Raw genomic sequence first — 15,713 nt, 5'->3', positions numbered from 1 at the left:
CTAATTCGGTTCGAGCTCGTGCGTGCGGAAGGGCCACCCCCATGGCGACATCTCGCTTCACCGATCCGGACGTTCGACTGGATGAGTTGCACGGCGAGCTGGCTGGCATCAGCGCGAGAGATGCCCCAGTGCTGGAAGCGCCGAGTCTCTACGGCAAACGGGAGTGCTGACAACATGGCGACGACGACCGTGCCGACCCTGATCGTCGGCGGCGGCATCGGCGGGCTGGCCGCGGCGCTTGCCGTCGCCAGAGCGGGTCGTGCGGTGCACCTGCTGGAGCGGGCTGCCGAGTTCACCGAGATCGGCGCGGGCCTGCAGTTCGGGCCCAACGCGATCCGGATGCTCGACCGGCTGGGCCTGCTCGACGAGCTGCTTGCGGTCGCGGTGCTGCCCCGGCATGGCGTGATGCGGCACGCCATCACCGCCGAGCCGCTGACCACATTGGACCTCGGCAGTGCGTTCCGCGAACGCTACGGCTATCCGTACGTGGTGGTGCACCGCAGCGACTTGCTGTCCATTCTCGTCGACGCGTGCCGCGCGGAACCCGGGATCCAACTGGAGAACAACAAGACGGTCGTCGAGGCGTGGGCCGACGGCGAGGCTGCCGGGGTGCGCTGCGCGGACGGCAGCGCCTACCGCGCGGCGCTGCTGGTGGGTGCCGACGGGCTGCGTTCCGTGGTGCGCACGCTCGTCTCCGCCGACGAGCCGGTGCCCAGCGGTTACGTCGCCTACCGCGGCGCGTTGCCGATGCACGAGGTCCAGACCGAAGTCGACAACGACGACGTCGTGCTGTGGGTGGGTCCGGGGCTGCACCTCATCCAGTACCCGGTGCGGCGCGGCGAGCTCTACAACCAGGTCGCGGTGTTCCGCAGCGAGAGCTTCCGCCGCGGCGACGAGGTGGTCGGCCCGGTGGGAGAGCTGTTCGGCCGGTTCTCCGAGACCTGCGAGGAAGTTCAGCGGCACGTGTCGCGCATCGAGACCGCGCGCAGCTGGCCGATCTACGACCGCGACCCGATCCCGACGTGGGTGCACGGCAGGGCAGTGCTGCTCGGCGACGCGGCGCACCCGATGCTGCAGTACCTCGGTCAGGGCGCGTGCCAGGCGCTTGAGGACGCGCTGGTGCTCGGCGACGTGGTGGGCACGTGCGGCGGCGACATCGCCGAGGTGGTGAAGGCCTACGACTCCGTTCGCGTGCCACGTGCCGGGCTCTGCCAGACCAGGGCGCGGATGTGGGGCGAGGTGTGGCACACCAACGATCCGGTGACCCTCGGGCTGCGCGACCGGTACATGTGCGCCCGAGAGCCGGACGACTACAGCGAGTTGGACTGGTTGTACGCGGCGGATTCCAGCGCCGCCTCCGCCTGACCGGCGACGCGAAACCGAGGAGCCAACAATGAAGTTGCTCAGTTACCCGCGTGCTGACGGTGGGGTAGGGGGCGCCGTCGTCGACGGCGCGGTGCGGGAGCGCCGCAGGCGCGGTGGCCTGCCCGACCCTGGGCGCGGGACCGGTGCCACCGGCCGAACTCACCCCGGTCCGCGTGCGGGCGGACCGCTGACCCGGCTTTTCATTCGGCCGCTCTAGCCAAGTCGGAGGTGTGTCATCAGTACTGCAGAGATTCCCGAGTACCCGTTGTCCCGACCGGTCGGCTGCCCGTTCGACCCGCCCGCGGAATTCAACGCCCTCCGGACGGAGGAGCCGATCTCACGCGTGCGGCTGTGGAACGGCAAGCCCGCCTGGCTGGTCACCCGCTACGACGACGTCCGCGCGGTGCTGTCGGATCCGCGGTTCAGCTCCGACATGACCAAGCCGGGCTTCCCGAGCCACAGCGAGGCCATGGCGGTGACCCGCGCGAAGCACCCGACGTTCCTGAACATGGACGACCCCGAGCACGCCGCGCACCGCCGTCTGCTCACCAGGGACTTCATGATCAAGCGGGTCGAGGCGCTGCGCCCGCGCATCCAGCAGCACGTCGACGAACTGCTCGACGAGTTCACCGCCCGGCCGCAGCCCGCCGACCTGGTCACGGGCTTCGCGCTGCCGGTGACGTCGTCGGTCATCTCCGAACTGCTCGGCGTCCCGTACGAGGACCACGAGTTCTTCCAGCGCCAGAGCGGATTGCTCATCTCCGGCGAAATCGGCCCGGAGGAAGCGCTGATCGCCTTCGACAAGATCCGCGAGTACCTGCGCGGCCTGGTCGAGCGCAAGGCCGTGGAACCCGCGCAGGACGTGATCAGCCACCTGATCGAGATCGAACGCGCGGGCGGCATCACTCGTGACCAGCTGCTCAACATGCTGGGCCTGCTGCTGCGGGCCGGGCACGAGACGACCGCCAACATGATCGCGCTCGGCACGCTCGCGCTGCTGGAAAATCCAGCCCAGCTCGCCGCGCTCAAGGCGGACACCTCGCCAGCGGCGGTGGCGAACGCGGTGGAGGAGCTGTTGCGCTACCTCACGATCACGCACTACGGCAGGCGGCGCGTGGCGACCGAGGACGTCGAGATCGGCGGCACGCTGATCCGCGCCGGTGAGGGTGTGGTCGCGGCCAACGACTCGGCCAACCGCGACCCCGACGCGTTCCCCGGCAATCCCGATGAACTGGACCTGGGCCGGGCCGCCCGCCACCACCTGACCTTCGGGTACGGCGTGCACCAGTGCCTCGGCCAGCCCCTGGCCAGGGTCGAGCTGCAGGTCGTGTACCCGGCGCTGCTGCGGCGCCTGCCGGGACTGCGGGTCGCGGTGCCGGTGAGCGAGCTGCCGTTCAAGACGCACATGGTGTTCTACGGGCTGTTCTCGATGCCCGTCGAGTGGTAACGGAGCTGCGATGAAGGTCGAAGTGGAAGCCGACAAGTGCATCGCGTCCGGGCAGTGCGTGCTGCTGTCCGACGCGGTGTTCGACCAGGACGACGAAGACGGCACCGTAGTGCTCCGCACCAGCGAAGTGCCCTCGTCCGAGGAGAACGCCGTGCGCGATGCGGAGCGGATCTGCCCGGCACGGGCGATCCGGGTGGCCGGATCGGGCGGGTGAGCGCGGCTATGCGCGAGGTGGCGGTCGTGGGTGCCGGTGCGGCCGGGCTCACCGCGGCGGAAACGCTGCGGGAGCAGGGCTTCGACGGCCGCATCACGCTGATCGGTGCGGAGGCCCACCTGCCGTACGACCGGCCGCCGTTGTCGAAGCAGGTCCTGCTCGGCACGTGGGAGCCTGGCCGGGTGGCGCTGCGCGCCCCCGAGCGATACCCGGAGCTCGGGCTCCAGCTCCGGCTCGGGCACGCGGCGACCGGGCTGGACATGCCGGGCAGGAGGGTCGTGCTGGACGACGGCTCGGCGGTGCGCTTCGACGGGCTGATCATCGCCACCGGGGTCCATCCCCGGCGGTTGGCCGGGGCACCGGACGCGGTGTACCTGCGCACCCTCGACGATGCGCTCGCACTGCGCGAAAAGCTGGCGTCGGCGCGGCACACCGTCGTCGTCGGCGCCGGGTTCCTCGGCATCGAGATCGCCGCCGCCGCGCGGTGCCTCGGCTCGGCGGTCACGGTCGTGGATCCCTTGCCCAGCCCCATGATCCGCCAGTTCGGCCCGGTGCTCGGTGAGCTCGTGCGCACGGCGTGCGAGGAGCGGGGCACGGTGTTCCGAATGGGGGTCGGGGTCGTCAGCGCGGGCTCCGGGGCGGTCCACCTCGACGACGGCACGACGCTCGCGGCGGACCTCGTGGTCGCTGCGGTGGGGGCGGTGCCCGCCACTGACTGGCTCGACGGATCGGGGCTCGACCTGCGCGACGGGGTGCGCTGCGACGCGCACGGTCGCGCCGCCGAAGGGGTTTACGCGGCCGGTGACGTGGCTAGCGACCACCAGCCGGAAACCGGGATCCACCGGCGGTTCGAGCATCGGATGAACGCCACTGAGCAGGGCCGCCGCGCCGCGCTGAACCTGCTCGGGCGCACCGAACCGGTCACGCCGTCGCACTTCTTCTGGACCGACGTCGGCGACATCCGGATCCAGGCCGTGGGCACCTTCCCCGAGGGCGGCGAGCTCGCGGTGGTCGACGGCGCACTCGCCGAGCGGAAGTTCGTCGCAACGCATTCGGCGGACGGCCGGGTCACCGGAGTCCTCGGCTGGAACAGCCCACGCCAGTTCACCAGAGCACGAGGCAGGCTCGGCGCCTATGCGGCGGAAGGCAAGGTGCTGACATGACACCCCTGTATCAACCTCAGTCCTCCCCAACCGCATCCCAGGGGAACGTGACGCAAACCAGCCACAAGAAACCACGAAACGCCGAGATTGGGCCGGACGCAACCACCACTGCAAATCGCGGAGAGGCGGAACTGGAGGCGGACCGGTCATGACCACCGGCAGGATCGACACCCACCACCACATCGTCCCGCCGGTGTGGGCGGACGCGCTGCGCGCGAGCGAATACTTCGGCGGGCAGGCCACCCCCGCGTGGAGCCCAGCCGCCGCGCTGGAGCTGCTCGACGAACTCGGCATCGACACGGCCGTGGTCTCGGTCGGCAGACCGGGCGTGCACCTCGGCCGCACCGACGCCGCGGCCCGTGCGCTGGCCAGGCAGGTCAACGAGTTCGCCGCGGACATGGCCCGTGAACATCCCGGCCGGTTCGGGTTCTTCGCGTCGGTGCCACTGCCCGATGTGGACGGTTCCCTGACCGAGGTCGGCTACGCGCTCGACGAGCTGCACGCCGACGGCGTGATCCTGCTTGCCAATGTGGACGGTACGTACCTGGGCGACCCGGTGTTCGACCCGCTGATGGCCGAGCTGGACCGTCGCGGGGCAGTGGTGTTCATCCACCCCACCGCTCCACCTGGCCCCGCCGTACCGGGCGTGCCGCCGTTCAGCGCGGACTTCCTGCTCGACACCACCCGAGCGGCACTGAACCTGGTGCGCCACGGCGTGGTGGCCCGGTTGCCGCGGCTGCGCATGATCCTGTCCCACGCGGGCGGTTTCGTGCCGTACGCGGCCCACCGGATGGCCAGCCTGACCGAGGGTGCGGCCGGACACGTCGTCACCCGCGAGAGCTTCCTGCGCGACCTGCGGACCTTCTACTTCGACACGGCGCTGTCGGCGAACCCGCACACGCTGCCGAGCCTGCTTTCCTTCGCCGATCCCGCCCGCGTGCTCTACGGCAGCGACTGGCCCTACGCACGTGGTGACAACTCCCAGTACTTCACCGCCCAGCTGGACTCCTACCCGTTGACCGAAACCCAGCGCACGGCGATCAACCGGGACAACGCGCTCGCCCTGCTACCTCGACTGGCCAACGCCTCCACGGCACGCTTTTCCTAGGCGCCGCAACGAAGAAGCTGTCCAACGGCGGCTTGGACCGCACCCTTCCTCGCGCGGTCGTGCCGGTCCGCGACAGCACCCCGACTCGTTTCAACGGCGAAACGGAGCCAACCGTGAAGTATCGACGCAAGGCGGTATGCCTGCTGCTCACCGCGGCGGTGTTCCTGCTCGGCGGGTGCGGGGCGCTGAGCGCGACCAACGTCCCCGGTAGCGGGGCGACCGAGTCCGGACTGGTGCCGATCACTGCCGGTGTCGCCGCCTCGCAGTCGTCCACCGCCGTGCTCGTGGGCCTGCAACGCGGTTTTTTCGCGCGCAACGGCATCGACCTCACCCTGGGCCGCGCGGCCACCGGAGCCGGCGCAATCACGCAGGTCATCAACGGCCAGCAGCAGGTCGCGCTTGGTGGCATCTCGCCGGTCGTGATCGCGGCGAGCTCGCGCATCCCGGTGCAGATCGTGTCGGGTGCCGTCGCCGACCGCCCCTCTCCGCAGGGGGCTCAGTACCAGACCATGGTCGCGGGCAACAGCCCGATCCGCTCCTTCCGCGACCTCGCTGGCAGGACCGTGGCGGTCAACTCGCTGAAGTGCTGCTGGGAGTTCTGGATCCGGGAGGCCATCGAGAAGGACGGGGGCAACCCGGCTTCCGTCCACTTGGTGCAGCTGTCCTTCCCCGACCAGGTCACCGCGCTCGAACAGGGCAAGGTCGACGCGATCAGCACCGCTCAGCCGTACGCGACCGCGTTGCGGCAGAAGGGATATCGGGACATCGGCGACTCACCGGCCGTCGCCTACGCCGATCCGAACGCCGACAACACGGTGTTCTTCATGGCCAAGTCCTTCATCGACCAGCATCCCGGCATCGTGGAAAGGTGGCGCAAGGCGGTGCGAGAGTCCAGCGAGTACGCCAACGCACATCCCGACGAAACCCGCAAGGCCATCGTGCAGCAGACCTCGGCCGATCCCGCGCTCGTGGCCATGGCGCCGCTGCCGTTCTACACCGCCGAGTTGAACCGGCAGGTCATCGAGAAGGAAGCGGCCTTCGCCGTCAAATACGGCGTGCTCGACGCCGTGCCCGGCTACGAAACCTATGTCGTGCCATGAGTACCGAGCAGACCTCCGCGGCCACCGCGCCCGGCGCGTTCGACGCCCCCGCAGCACCCGGCCGCCGCGTCGCGAAGCCGTGGCTGCTCCGCGGCCTCCCGTGGCTGACCACCATCGCCGTCCTCGCCCTGTGGGAGCTGAGCGCTCGCGCTGGCTTGTTACCCCCGGAGGTGCCCGCGATCAGCATCATCGGGTCCGCGTTCGTTCAGCTGGCGCCGACCGCGGGCTTCGTCGACGGCCTCGTGGCCACGCTTGAACAGTTCGCCGTCGGCTTGGTCGGTGGGGTGGTCGCCGGTCTCGCCCTCGGCGTGGCGCTCGGCGCCGTGCCGCTGCTGCACCGCCTCGCGCACTACCCGCTCGACTTCCTGCGCTTCGTGCCCGCCGTGGTGTACTTGCCGTTGTTGCTGCTGTTGCTCGGCGCTGGGCCGCGAGTGGCCACATTTCTCGGCATGGTGGGTGCGTTCTGGCCCATGCTGTTCCAGACCTTCTACGGGGTCAGCGGCATCAACGACGTGCTCCGCGACACCGCCCGGGTGTTCGGGCTGCGCCCGTTGCAGCGGCTGTCGCACGTGGTGCTCCCGGCCGTGCTGCCGTTCGTGGCCACCGGCGTGCGGCTCGCCGCGTCGCACGTGCTGGTCGTGGTGGTGGCTGTGGAGATCATCGCGTCGGTGCGCGGGATCGGTGCCGACATCGCCGTTTTCGCGTCCAATGCCGTCTACCCGCGGATGTATGCGCTGGTGTTCGTCGTCGGGGTGTTCGGCGTGCTGGTCAATGTGGGGCTGCTCGCGCTGGAACGCCGACTGCTGCGCTGGCACGTCTCCTACCGGGAGGAGGCCTGATGGCCGCGATCATGCAGCCGCGCAAGGTGGGCCGCAAGGTCGCGGCGTGGCTCGTCTCGCTCGTCGTGCCGGTGGCGGTGCTGCTCACCTGGTGGTTCGCCTCGGCTGGCAGCACGTCCCCGTTCTGGCCGTCGCTGGAGTCGATCCTCGTGTCCTTCCAGCGGTTGTGGTTGTTCAGCCGGTTCACCTCCGATGTGCTGCCGAGCCTCGCCCGGATGCTGATCGGCTACGGCGCGGCGGTGGTGATCGGCGTCGCGCTGGGTGTCCTGTTCGGACGGTTGCCAGTGCTGCACCGGGCTTTCGACCCGATGCTGCAGTTCTGCCGCGCCCTGCCCGCCACCGCGCTGGTGCCGGTGAGCATCGTGCTGCTCGGGATCGGAGACGCGCCGAAGATCGTGCTCACCGCATTCGTCACGGTCTTTCCCGTGCTGCTCAACACCATTGACGGGGTGCGAGCGGTCGACCGGGAGCTGGCGGACACCGCGCGCTCGTACCGGTTGACGCGCGCGCAGCGGGTGTGGCACGTGCAGCTGCCCGCCGCCGCGCCGAACATCCTCGCCGGGATGCGCATCGCGTTGACCGTCGCGTTCGTGATGATGGTCGTCACCGAACTGGTGGCGGCGACCAACGGGATCGGGTTCGTGACGCTGCAGGCGCAGCAGAGCTTCGAGGTGTCGGAGATGTGGGCGGGCATGCTGCTGCTCGGCATCCTCGGCGTCCTCTTCAACGGTGCGTTCGTGCTCGTCGAACGCCGCCTGCTGCGCTGGTACACAAAGGACCGAGAGGGTTGACATGCTGACCGTGGAACATCTCAGGAAGTCCTACCGCTCGGCCGGTGGCGAGCTGGAGGTGCTCAGGGACATCTCGTTCACCGTGCGGGCTGGCGAGTTCCTAACCGTCGTCGGCCCATCCGGTGCGGGGAAGACCACCTTGCTGCGCTGCCTGTCCGGCCTGCTGCCGCGGTCCGGGGGCAAGGTCGCGCTCACCGAGACGGGCAAGGTGATCGAGAGCCCACCGCCCGAGGTCGCCTGCGTCTTCCAGGACTACAGCCGGTCGCTCATGCCGTGGTCGAAGGTCAGCCGGAACGTCGCGATACCGCTGAAGAACAAGATCCGCGACCGGACAGCCCGCCGCGAGGTGGTGCGGCAGGCACTGGACGAGGTCGGGCTCGGCGCATTCGGCGACAGCTACCCGTGGCAGCTATCCGGCGGGATGCAGCAGCGGGTGGCCATCGCGCGGGCCATCGCCTACCGGCCGCAGTTCCTGATCATGGACGAACCCTTCGCGTCGGTCGATGCCCAGACCAGGGCCGACCTCGAAGACCTGGTGCTGCGGGTGCGCCACGATGCCGGGCTGACGATCGTGCTCGTCACCCACGACATCGACGAGGCGGTGTACCTCGGTGACCGGGTGATCGTGATGTCCGGCCGCCCGACGACCGTGCTGCGGACGCTCGACGTCGACCTGCCCCGACCCCGCAGCCAAGTGACGACCAAGGCCCTGCCGCGGTTCACCGAGCTGCGCACCGAAGTGCTCACCTTGATCAGCGGCGCGAATGCGGGAGCGGCCCGATGACCCGAACCGAACTGTCCGAACGGCTGAACCATCCGGTCAGCACGGCCGAGCTGCGGCGCCGGTGGGCCGCGATCCGCGAGGGCATGGCCGCCCGCGGTCTCGACGTGCTGGTCGCGCAGACCGACAACGACTACGTCGGCGGTTACATCCGCTACCTCACCGACGTTCCGGCGACCAACGGCTACCCGGTGACCGTGGTGTTCCCCCGCGAGGAACCCATGACGATCATCCGCCACGGCGCGCGGGGCGAGGACCTGGAGATCGATCCCGAGCACGACCCGGTCCTGCGCGGTGTCGGCCGGGTGCTCGCCAGCCCGTACATGAGCTCGGTGCCCTACACCCGCTACGACGGGGCCGAGCTCGCGCTCGACGCGCTGCGGCCGTTCACCACCGGCAGCGTCGGCTGGGTCGGCACGGGCACGATTCCGATGGCTTTCGGTGAATACCTGCAGCGCGAGCTGCACGCGGCTACGTTCACCGAGGCCGCCGACGTCGTCGACACCGTGCGCGCGGTGAAGTCCGAAGAGGAGCTGAGCCTGATCCGCGCCACCGCGAAACTGCAGGACGCGGCGGTCGCGGCGGCGTTCGAGGCGCTGCAGCCGGGGATGCGGGACAGCGACGTCGCCGCCGTCGCACAGCACACCGCGCAGTCGCTGGGCAGCGAGCAGGGCATCTACTGGTGCGTCTCGACCCCGCTGGGCGAACCAGGCCGGATCGCGCACCCGCACAGCCAGCACCGGGTGATCCGCGAGGGCGACGCGTTCCACCTCATGGTGGAGGTGAACGGGCCGGGCGGGATGTACACCGAGATCGGCCGCTCGGGCATCGTCGGAAAGATACCGGCCCGCATCGCCGAGGAGTACGAGTTCTGCTTGCAGGCACAGCGGTTCTGCTACGACCTGCTGAGGCCAGGCGCCGCCCCCGCCGACGTCTGGGCCGAGTACAACCAGTACCTGCGCGACAACGGACGGCCGGAGGAGCTGCGGCTGCACTGCCACGGCCAGGGCACCGATCTGGTCGAACGGCCGCTGATCCGGGCCGAGGAGCCGATGCCGCTGGCGGCGGGCATGAACATCGCCTGCCACCCGCGGTACGTGCTCGACGGCTTCTGCCACTGGGTGTGCGACAACGTCATCATCGGCGACGACGGCGTGGCGGAGCTGCACGAGTTCGACAAGCGCCTGGCCGAGTTCGGCTGATGGTCCACGAGGTGGTGGCCGCCGGACCGGACGAGGCGCTGTCCGCACTGCGGGCGGCGGCGCCGGGCCGGGTCCGGGCCATCCCCGTACCCGCGCGAGGCGGGCCGGCCGCCGCGGCGGCGTTGCGTGACGTCGAGTTCCTCGTGCTCGACCACGACCGCACCGATTTGCTCCCGCTGCTGGCGGATCTGCCCGCGTTGCGGGTGGTGCAAACGCTGATCGCTGGCACCGAGTGGCTCGAACCCGGTCTGCCGGAGGGGGTGCGGGTCGCCCGTCCGGCTGGCGCGCGGGACAACGCGGTCGCCGAGTGGGTGGCGGCGGCGTTGCTCGGGCTCGCCAGCGGACTGCTGCCCGCTGTGCGCGACCAGCAGCACCGGAGGTGGCGCCGCGCGGTGAGCTCCGAGCTGGCCGGTGCCCGCGCGGTGCTGGTCGGGGCTGGCTCGATCGGGGTGCGGACCAGGGCGAAGCTCGTCGCACTCGGGGTGGACGTGACCGTTGTCGCCCGCAGGGGCCGCGACGGCGTGCACCCGGTCGCAGATCTGGGCAAGCTCGTGGTCGACGCCGACGCTGTGGTGCTGCTGGTGCCCGCGACCGCCGAGACCGCGAGTCTTGCGGACGCGCACCTGCTGTCCCGGATGCCGGACGGGGCTGTGCTGGTGAACGCGGCTCGCGGCACCGTGGTCGACACCGCGGCACTGACCGCCGAAGTGCTCTCGGGACGGCTGTTGGCGGTGCTGGACGTCACCGACCCGGAGCCGCTGCCCCCAAAACATCCACTGTGGACGGCACCAGGTTGTTTCCTCTCCCCGCACGTGGCTGGTGCGACACTTCAGGGCAGGGCGCGCGCCATCGAGGCAGCCGCGCGGCAGCTGGCCCGATATGCCCGAGGACAGCTGTGAATCCGCATGGCGCCATCCCCGCTGGTAACTGCCTCTTGTCGACGACGATGTAGGTCAAGGATCGCAGGTTCAAATACACGCCCACGTGTTCAGTCACCCACGTCAGGTGGCGGGGACGAAGTTGGGGCCGCTGGTGGCGAAGTCGGGCTTGTTGTCGATGACGAATTGTTCGACTGACAGCGGTGTGTGCTGGCCGATCGTCTCGACGTTGTCGTTCGTGCCAGCGAACACGCCGTTCTGGTAGTCGACCGCGACGTTGCTCAGGTGCTGGATGAGGTGCGCGGACAGCCCGCGTTCGGCCATGGCCGAGCCGAACTCCTCGACGCTGATCGGCTCGTAGTGCACCGGGATGCCGAGCGTGGTGGACATGGCCCGGGCGATGTCGTGGTGGTTCAGTTCGACCGGGCCGTGCAGGGTGTATACAGCGCGGTCGTGCGGTTCGGGGTCGAGCAGCAGGGCGGCGATCACGCGGGCCTGGTCGGCCGCGGCGATCGGGGCGTGGCGGCCCTCGCCGAACGGGAGCCGGAGGTACCCTTCGCCATCGCGCAGTTCCCACCACATCTTGAGCCACTCGGCGAAGAAGGTCGGCCGGATGTGCGTGGTGAGCAGGTTGGTCCGGTCCAGCAGGCGTTCGCACAGCCAGTGCTGCCGGGCGGCGTTGCTGCCCGCCTCTCGACGGGCAGAGATCTGCGACATGTTGACCACGGACCGGACACCCGCCTCGGTTGCCGCCTGGGCGAAGTAGGTGGTCGCCTCGATCAGGCCGGGGAGGATCGGGTGGCACAGGTAGGCGCCGGTGACGCCCTGCACCGCCGCGGTCACGCCGTCCAGGTCGTGCAAGTCCGATACGACGACCTCGGCACCGGCCTCGGCCAGCGAACGGGAGCGCCCATCCTCGCGGTGCACCATCGCCCGGACGCGGTGACCGCTCTCCAGCAGCAGGTCGATCGCGCCGCCCCCGGTCTTTCCGGTCGCGCCGGTAATCAGGAACAGCCTGTCATCGTGGGTCATCTCAACACCTTTCGTAGCACTACCAGTTGATTTCGAACGGGAGGAACGGCGCCTCCTCGTGGCGGACGCAGTCAGTCGGCGAAGTCGACGCCGATGATCGGTGCGGTCCGGGGCGGCCGTCCTGGACGGATGGCACGTAGCGGTGAGTCGGAAACACGCCTGGCTGCTCCACGACTACCAATTGATCTCGGTCGTCAGGAAGGGCTCGCTCTCCGGAGCCTCTTTGCGGGCCCGCAGGGCGCGCTTGGCGGGTGCGCCGACCGGCCGATGCCTTTGGATGCGCCCGTGATGAGTACAGACGACATGGTGGATCTCCTCATTCCTGAGTTTGGTGACTTTCGAGCTGGCCGTGCGCTGAATGCTCGGTTCGCAGGGCTGGCAAACGCCTTCCGATCAGGCCGTGCCGGTCCACCACGAACTTGGCGAAACACGCGAGACCGGGCGCAAGGCTCAGGTGGAGAGCATGGCACACGTTAGTTGGAAAATCCAACCTACTGGGGGAGCGTTCGGTCGCCAACCATCCGTCCGGGGTCTCGCAGCGCGCACTGCGCCCGTCTGTCTCGATCATGGCACTTGACGTGCATAGTTGTGTTTTCCAACTTATTGTGGCACCCTGCCGGGAGGCATTTTGGACCCAGTGCCTGGAGGTGAGCGTGATTCCTGCATGCCCGGCGAACCAGACGTCGGTGCGCGCGCTTCGCGGCAGTCCGCGTGATCCGGTCACCTGCCAGCCGATCGATTGCAGGACGAGGCCGAAACGGTCTACGCACTCGCCGACTCACTGGCAAAAGCCATGTGGAGCGCCGTTTCCCGCACAAACAGGCCGTCGAAGTCACCGGCGGCTGCGCGATCCGCGATAGCCCAGAAAGGAACTGTCGATGACGACTGCGGACACCTCGCCACGTCGGCGCCTGGTGGAATGGTCGGACCCCGCCGCGTCCGCGCAGGACGCGATGCGCCTGTCCGGACTGGCGTTCCTGCAGGCCATTGTGGATGGTGAGCTGCCGGGGCCGCCGATCGCGGAACTGCTGCGCTGCCGCATGATCGCCGTCACCGAGGGCTCCGCGACGTTCACCTGTGACCTGGACGAGTCGATGTACAACCCGATCGGCACGATCCACGGCGGCGTGGTTTGCACCCTGCTCGACTCGGTACTCGGCTGCGCGGTGCACAGCACCCTTCCCGCTGGGCACGGATACACCTCGATCGACACGAATGTCCAGTTCCAGCGCGGAGTCCGCGCTACATCAGGCCCGTTGACCGCTGTCGGGCGCGTGACGAAAGCGGGCCGCCGGGTCAGCTTCGCCGAAGGAGAAGTCGCCGACGCACGTGGCGCTGTCGTTGCGCGCGGGTACGGCACCCTGCTCATCATGGCGCCCGAGAACAGTCCGGGAAACGGCGAACCACGATGACCACATCCGCATCGCCGGGCCGTGTCCTGGTCACAGGGGCTACGGGACGCTGCGGTGGCACGGGCGGGCATGTCCCGCGCCACCGCCGGAAAACGGCGTTCCCATGCGGGCATTGGTCCGGAATTTCGACGACCACGCGAGCTGGCGGCGCTCGGCGCCGAGGTCGTGGTCGGCGACCTGCCTAGCCGGAGTTCGACCGCGTGCAGCCAATCCGCCTAGCGAACCGCGCCAAGACGGACGGCGACGAGTTCGCCCGCGGCGACGGGTTTGCCACAATCAACGCAGACGGTCTGCGGGTGAAACTCCGCTCCGCACGTATGGCGCCAAACAGTTGGTGGTTCCCCGGCTGTCACGTAACGATCTCCCCATTCCATGAGGTTGAGCAGGATGGGTTGCAGCGCCTGTCCAGCCTGGGTCAGGGTGTATTCGTAGCGCGGCGGATGGATCTCGTACTGACGCTTGGCCAGAACACCGGCGTTGACCAACGTCTTCAGGCGGGCAGCGAGGATGTCGCGACTGGCGCCGGTGTTTCGAGCGATCTCGTCGAATCGGCGCTGACCGAAGAAGATCTCCCGAAGCGCGAGCAAGCTCCAGCGCTCACCGACAACAGACAGGGCGTTGGCGATGGAGCATTGCCTGGCCTGGCCTCCCATCTGACCTCCCTCCGATGCACGCACTCTGTAAATTGGACTACCCAATTTAGCACGCTGTGACGCTTCCACGGCTTCGCAGTCGCGCGCTCGGGTAATCGGCTCGTCGACCTTTCCTCCGCGCCACAAGCAGATCGTGCATCACGCCGTGCACACTGGTTCGGTCCTAGCACGGGCGAATCGTCGATGCACCGCGTTATCAAGAGTTTCTCTTGATCGGAGGATCGTGCAGCGCGGCCCTTGTGCCAACACCTCCGTTCGCCAGCCGGAAAGGCTGTCGGGGCAGTTCGCTGAAGCGGGATATCCGTCGTAGCCGTGCGCCGTCAAGATGATCAGGGCTTGGTGAAGACCAGCGCGGTGTTGTGTCCGCCGAAACCAAAGGAGTTGCTCAGGGCGGCTTCGATGCGCAGCGACTGCGGTTCTCGCCGGGTGACCTGCAACTGGAGCGCGCTGTCCGGATCTTCCAACGTTGGTGTGGGTGGGGCGATGTCGTGCTGGACGGACAGCACGGTGATCAGGGCTTCGAGCGCGCCCGAAGCGCCCAACAGATGGCCTGTCATCGATTTGGTCGCTGAGACGATTGCGGTCTCGCCGACAACGGTATGGATCGCCTCGGCTTCGACGAGATCGCCTCCAGGAGTTGAGGTGGCGTGCGCGTTGACGTGCGCGATGTCGCGTCCGGTCAAGTCCGCTTCCGCGAGCGCACCGAGCATTGCGCGACGTTGCCCGATCCCGCTGGGTTCGGGTGCGACCATGTCATAGGCATCCGCCGTGCTGTGCGATCCGGCCAGCACGGCCAACGGCCGCGCACCCCGGGCGGCAGCGGTCGTGGCGCGTTCGAGGATGAGTACCGCAGCCCCCTCGCCGAGAACGAAACCGTCGCGGGCCTTGTCGAACGGCCGCGATGCGAGTGCCGGGGTTTCGTTGCGGGTGGACATGGCCCGGGCCTGGGCGAATCCAGCCATCGTCAGCGGGTGAATGCACGCCTCGGTACCACCGGCGATCACCACGTCGGCCCGGCCGAGTCTGATCGCATCACGGGCGCGCGCCAACGAGTCGGCTCCCGAGGCGCACGCACTCGCTGCCGTCGCGGCCACCCCCCGCGCTCCGAGATCGATGCTGATCGCGGCAGCGGGTCCGTTGGGCATGTTCATCTGGATCATCCGGGGCGACACGCGCCGATATCCCGCAGCGCTGAACGTCTCGAAGTTGTCCAACAGCGTGGTCACACCGCCGATCCCGGTGCCCATCGAGACCGCTACCCGCTCCGGATCGATGCCGCCGGTGTGCAGGCCAGCGTGCTGCCATGCTTCGCGTGCCGCGACTACCGCGGCTTGCGTACACCGATCCATCCGTCTTGCTTCCACCCGGTCCAGCCTGCTGGCCGGATTCACCGCCATTCGGGCACCTAGTCGCGCGGGAAGCGCCTGCGCCCACTCCTCGTCGAGCGCTCCGACACCCGACCGGCCAGCTAGCAGCGCCGACCAAGTGTCGTCGACACCAGCCCCCAGCGGGCTCACCACACCTAGCCCAGTGATGACAACCTCGCTCAACAACGCTCCTTCCCGCTCCTGCTCAAGTAGTTGAGCGGAAGCCGCAGACCGGCGATCGAGACAACCGCCGTGATCCGACCTAGAGCATGCCACACTAAATTTGAAAAACAAACTTGCCTGTTCAGGACCAGGGAAGGCGTGTCCAGCAGGCTCGCGGCATGCCGTCGGAATCGCAGGG

General features: G+C 68.8%; 15 protein-coding genes. 12 read left to right on the top strand and 3 right to left on the bottom strand.

The window, feature by feature from the left end:
* Positions 1-174 precede the first annotated feature (174 nt).
* The 11 genes from ACTWQN_RS03285 (at position 175) to ACTWQN_RS03235 (ending at position 10,909) form a co-directional block, all read left to right on the top strand.
* Positions 175-1,365 (top strand): FAD-dependent monooxygenase, encoded by a 1,191-nt coding sequence (locus tag ACTWQN_RS03285; protein WP_443201795.1) that lies wholly within the window; start codon positions 175-177, stop codon positions 1,363-1,365.
* 235 nt (positions 1,366-1,600) lie between these two features.
* Positions 1,601-2,812, top strand: a complete 1,212-nt coding sequence (locus tag ACTWQN_RS03280; RefSeq protein WP_443202013.1) for a cytochrome P450 — start codon at positions 1,601-1,603, stop codon at positions 2,810-2,812.
* Between the two features lie 10 nt (positions 2,813-2,822).
* Complete coding sequence (locus ACTWQN_RS03275) at positions 2,823-3,026, top strand: ferredoxin (protein ID WP_443201794.1); 204 nt, start codon at positions 2,823-2,825, stop codon at positions 3,024-3,026.
* Entirely contained in the window at positions 3,023-4,189 is a 1,167-nt protein-coding gene (locus ACTWQN_RS03270) for an NAD(P)/FAD-dependent oxidoreductase (protein WP_443201793.1), read from the top strand. Before ACTWQN_RS03275 ends, ACTWQN_RS03270 begins: the two co-directional genes overlap by 4 nt.
* Before the next feature lie 148 nt (positions 4,190-4,337).
* Positions 4,338-5,297 (top strand): amidohydrolase family protein, encoded by a 960-nt coding sequence (locus tag ACTWQN_RS03265; protein ID WP_443201792.1) that lies wholly within the window; start codon positions 4,338-4,340, stop codon positions 5,295-5,297.
* A gap of 113 nt (positions 5,298-5,410) precedes the next feature.
* Positions 5,411-6,397, top strand: coding sequence for an ABC transporter substrate-binding protein (locus ACTWQN_RS03260; protein ID WP_443201791.1), 987 nt, complete (start codon positions 5,411-5,413; stop codon positions 6,395-6,397).
* Entirely contained in the window at positions 6,394-7,236 is an 843-nt protein-coding gene (locus ACTWQN_RS03255; RefSeq protein ID WP_443201790.1) for an ABC transporter permease, read from the top strand. The genes ACTWQN_RS03260 and ACTWQN_RS03255 overlap by 4 nt, the downstream gene beginning before the upstream one ends.
* The gene (locus ACTWQN_RS03250; RefSeq protein WP_443201789.1) at positions 7,236-8,027 is read left to right on the top strand and encodes an ABC transporter permease; all 792 of its coding nucleotides are present in this window, start codon (positions 7,236-7,238) and stop codon (positions 8,025-8,027) included. Before ACTWQN_RS03255 ends, ACTWQN_RS03250 begins: the two co-directional genes overlap by 1 nt.
* A 1-nt stretch (position 8,028) precedes the next feature.
* Positions 8,029-8,811 carry an ABC transporter ATP-binding protein gene (locus ACTWQN_RS03245; RefSeq protein ID WP_443201788.1) on the top strand — a complete coding sequence of 261 codons (783 nt, stop codon included), beginning with the start codon at positions 8,029-8,031 and terminating at the stop codon, positions 8,809-8,811.
* Positions 8,808-10,010, top strand: coding sequence for a M24 family metallopeptidase (locus ACTWQN_RS03240; RefSeq protein ID WP_443201787.1), 1,203 nt, complete (start codon positions 8,808-8,810; stop codon positions 10,008-10,010). Before ACTWQN_RS03245 ends, ACTWQN_RS03240 begins: the two co-directional genes overlap by 4 nt.
* The gene (locus ACTWQN_RS03235; RefSeq protein ID WP_443201786.1) at positions 10,010-10,909 is read left to right on the top strand and encodes an NAD(P)-dependent oxidoreductase; all 900 of its coding nucleotides are present in this window, start codon (positions 10,010-10,012) and stop codon (positions 10,907-10,909) included. Before ACTWQN_RS03240 ends, ACTWQN_RS03235 begins: the two co-directional genes overlap by 1 nt.
* A gap of 102 nt (positions 10,910-11,011) precedes the next feature.
* Here ACTWQN_RS03235 and ACTWQN_RS03230 read toward each other — a convergent pair whose 3' ends face one another.
* On the bottom strand, positions 11,012-11,920 hold the full coding sequence (locus tag ACTWQN_RS03230) for an NmrA family NAD(P)-binding protein (protein WP_443201785.1): 909 nt from the start codon (positions 11,918-11,920) through the stop codon (positions 11,012-11,014).
* A gap of 878 nt (positions 11,921-12,798) precedes the next feature.
* On the opposite strand from ACTWQN_RS03230, the gene ACTWQN_RS03225 reads away from it, so the two are divergent.
* Positions 12,799-13,332, top strand: a complete 534-nt coding sequence (locus ACTWQN_RS03225) for a PaaI family thioesterase (protein ID WP_443201784.1) — start codon at positions 12,799-12,801, stop codon at positions 13,330-13,332.
* Between the two features lie 215 nt (positions 13,333-13,547).
* Here the strand turns inward: ACTWQN_RS03225 and ACTWQN_RS03220 are convergent, their stop codons facing one another.
* Positions 13,548-13,985: a winged helix-turn-helix transcriptional regulator gene (locus ACTWQN_RS03220; RefSeq protein WP_443201783.1), complete on the bottom strand. Its 438-nt coding sequence runs from the start codon at positions 13,983-13,985 to the stop codon at positions 13,548-13,550.
* Positions 13,986-14,314: 329 nt separating this feature from the next.
* Positions 14,315-15,538: a beta-ketoacyl-[acyl-carrier-protein] synthase family protein gene (locus tag ACTWQN_RS03215; protein ID WP_443202012.1), complete on the bottom strand. Its 1,224-nt coding sequence runs from the start codon at positions 15,536-15,538 to the stop codon at positions 14,315-14,317.
* Positions 15,539-15,713 lie beyond the last annotated feature (175 nt).

Origin of the sequence: Saccharopolyspora antiqui (assembly GCF_052246905.1) — a bacterium.
Lineage (GTDB): Bacteria > Actinomycetota > Actinomycetes > Mycobacteriales > Pseudonocardiaceae > Saccharopolyspora.
The sequence above is the reverse complement of the archived record's forward strand: the minus strand, read 5'-3'. Positions and strand labels throughout refer to the sequence as shown.

Excerpts from the sequence above, each read along its gene's own strand:
- ACTWQN_RS03285 (WP_443201795.1), top strand. The coding sequence starts at position 175 with ATGGCGACGACGACCGTGCCGACCCTGATCGTCGGCGGCGGCATCGGC.
- ACTWQN_RS03275 (WP_443201794.1), top strand. The coding sequence starts at position 2,823 with ATGAAGGTCGAAGTGGAAGCCGACAAGTGCATCGCGTCCGGGCAGTGC.
- ACTWQN_RS03265 (WP_443201792.1), top strand. The coding sequence starts at position 4,338 with ATGACCACCGGCAGGATCGACACCCACCACCACATCGTCCCGCCGGTG.
- ACTWQN_RS03255 (WP_443201790.1), top strand. The coding sequence starts at position 6,394 with ATGAGTACCGAGCAGACCTCCGCGGCCACCGCGCCCGGCGCGTTCGAC.
- ACTWQN_RS03250 (WP_443201789.1), top strand. The coding sequence starts at position 7,236 with ATGGCCGCGATCATGCAGCCGCGCAAGGTGGGCCGCAAGGTCGCGGCG.
- ACTWQN_RS03245 (WP_443201788.1), top strand. The coding sequence starts at position 8,029 with ATGCTGACCGTGGAACATCTCAGGAAGTCCTACCGCTCGGCCGGTGGC.
- ACTWQN_RS03240 (WP_443201787.1), top strand. The coding sequence starts at position 8,808 with ATGACCCGAACCGAACTGTCCGAACGGCTGAACCATCCGGTCAGCACG.
- ACTWQN_RS03235 (WP_443201786.1), top strand. The coding sequence starts at position 10,010 with ATGGTCCACGAGGTGGTGGCCGCCGGACCGGACGAGGCGCTGTCCGCA.
- ACTWQN_RS03230 (WP_443201785.1), bottom strand. The coding sequence starts at position 11,920 with ATGACCCACGATGACAGGCTGTTCCTGATTACCGGCGCGACCGGAAAG.
- ACTWQN_RS03225 (WP_443201784.1), top strand. The coding sequence starts at position 12,799 with ATGACGACTGCGGACACCTCGCCACGTCGGCGCCTGGTGGAATGGTCG.
- ACTWQN_RS03220 (WP_443201783.1), bottom strand. The coding sequence starts at position 13,985 with ATGGGAGGCCAGGCCAGGCAATGCTCCATCGCCAACGCCCTGTCTGTT.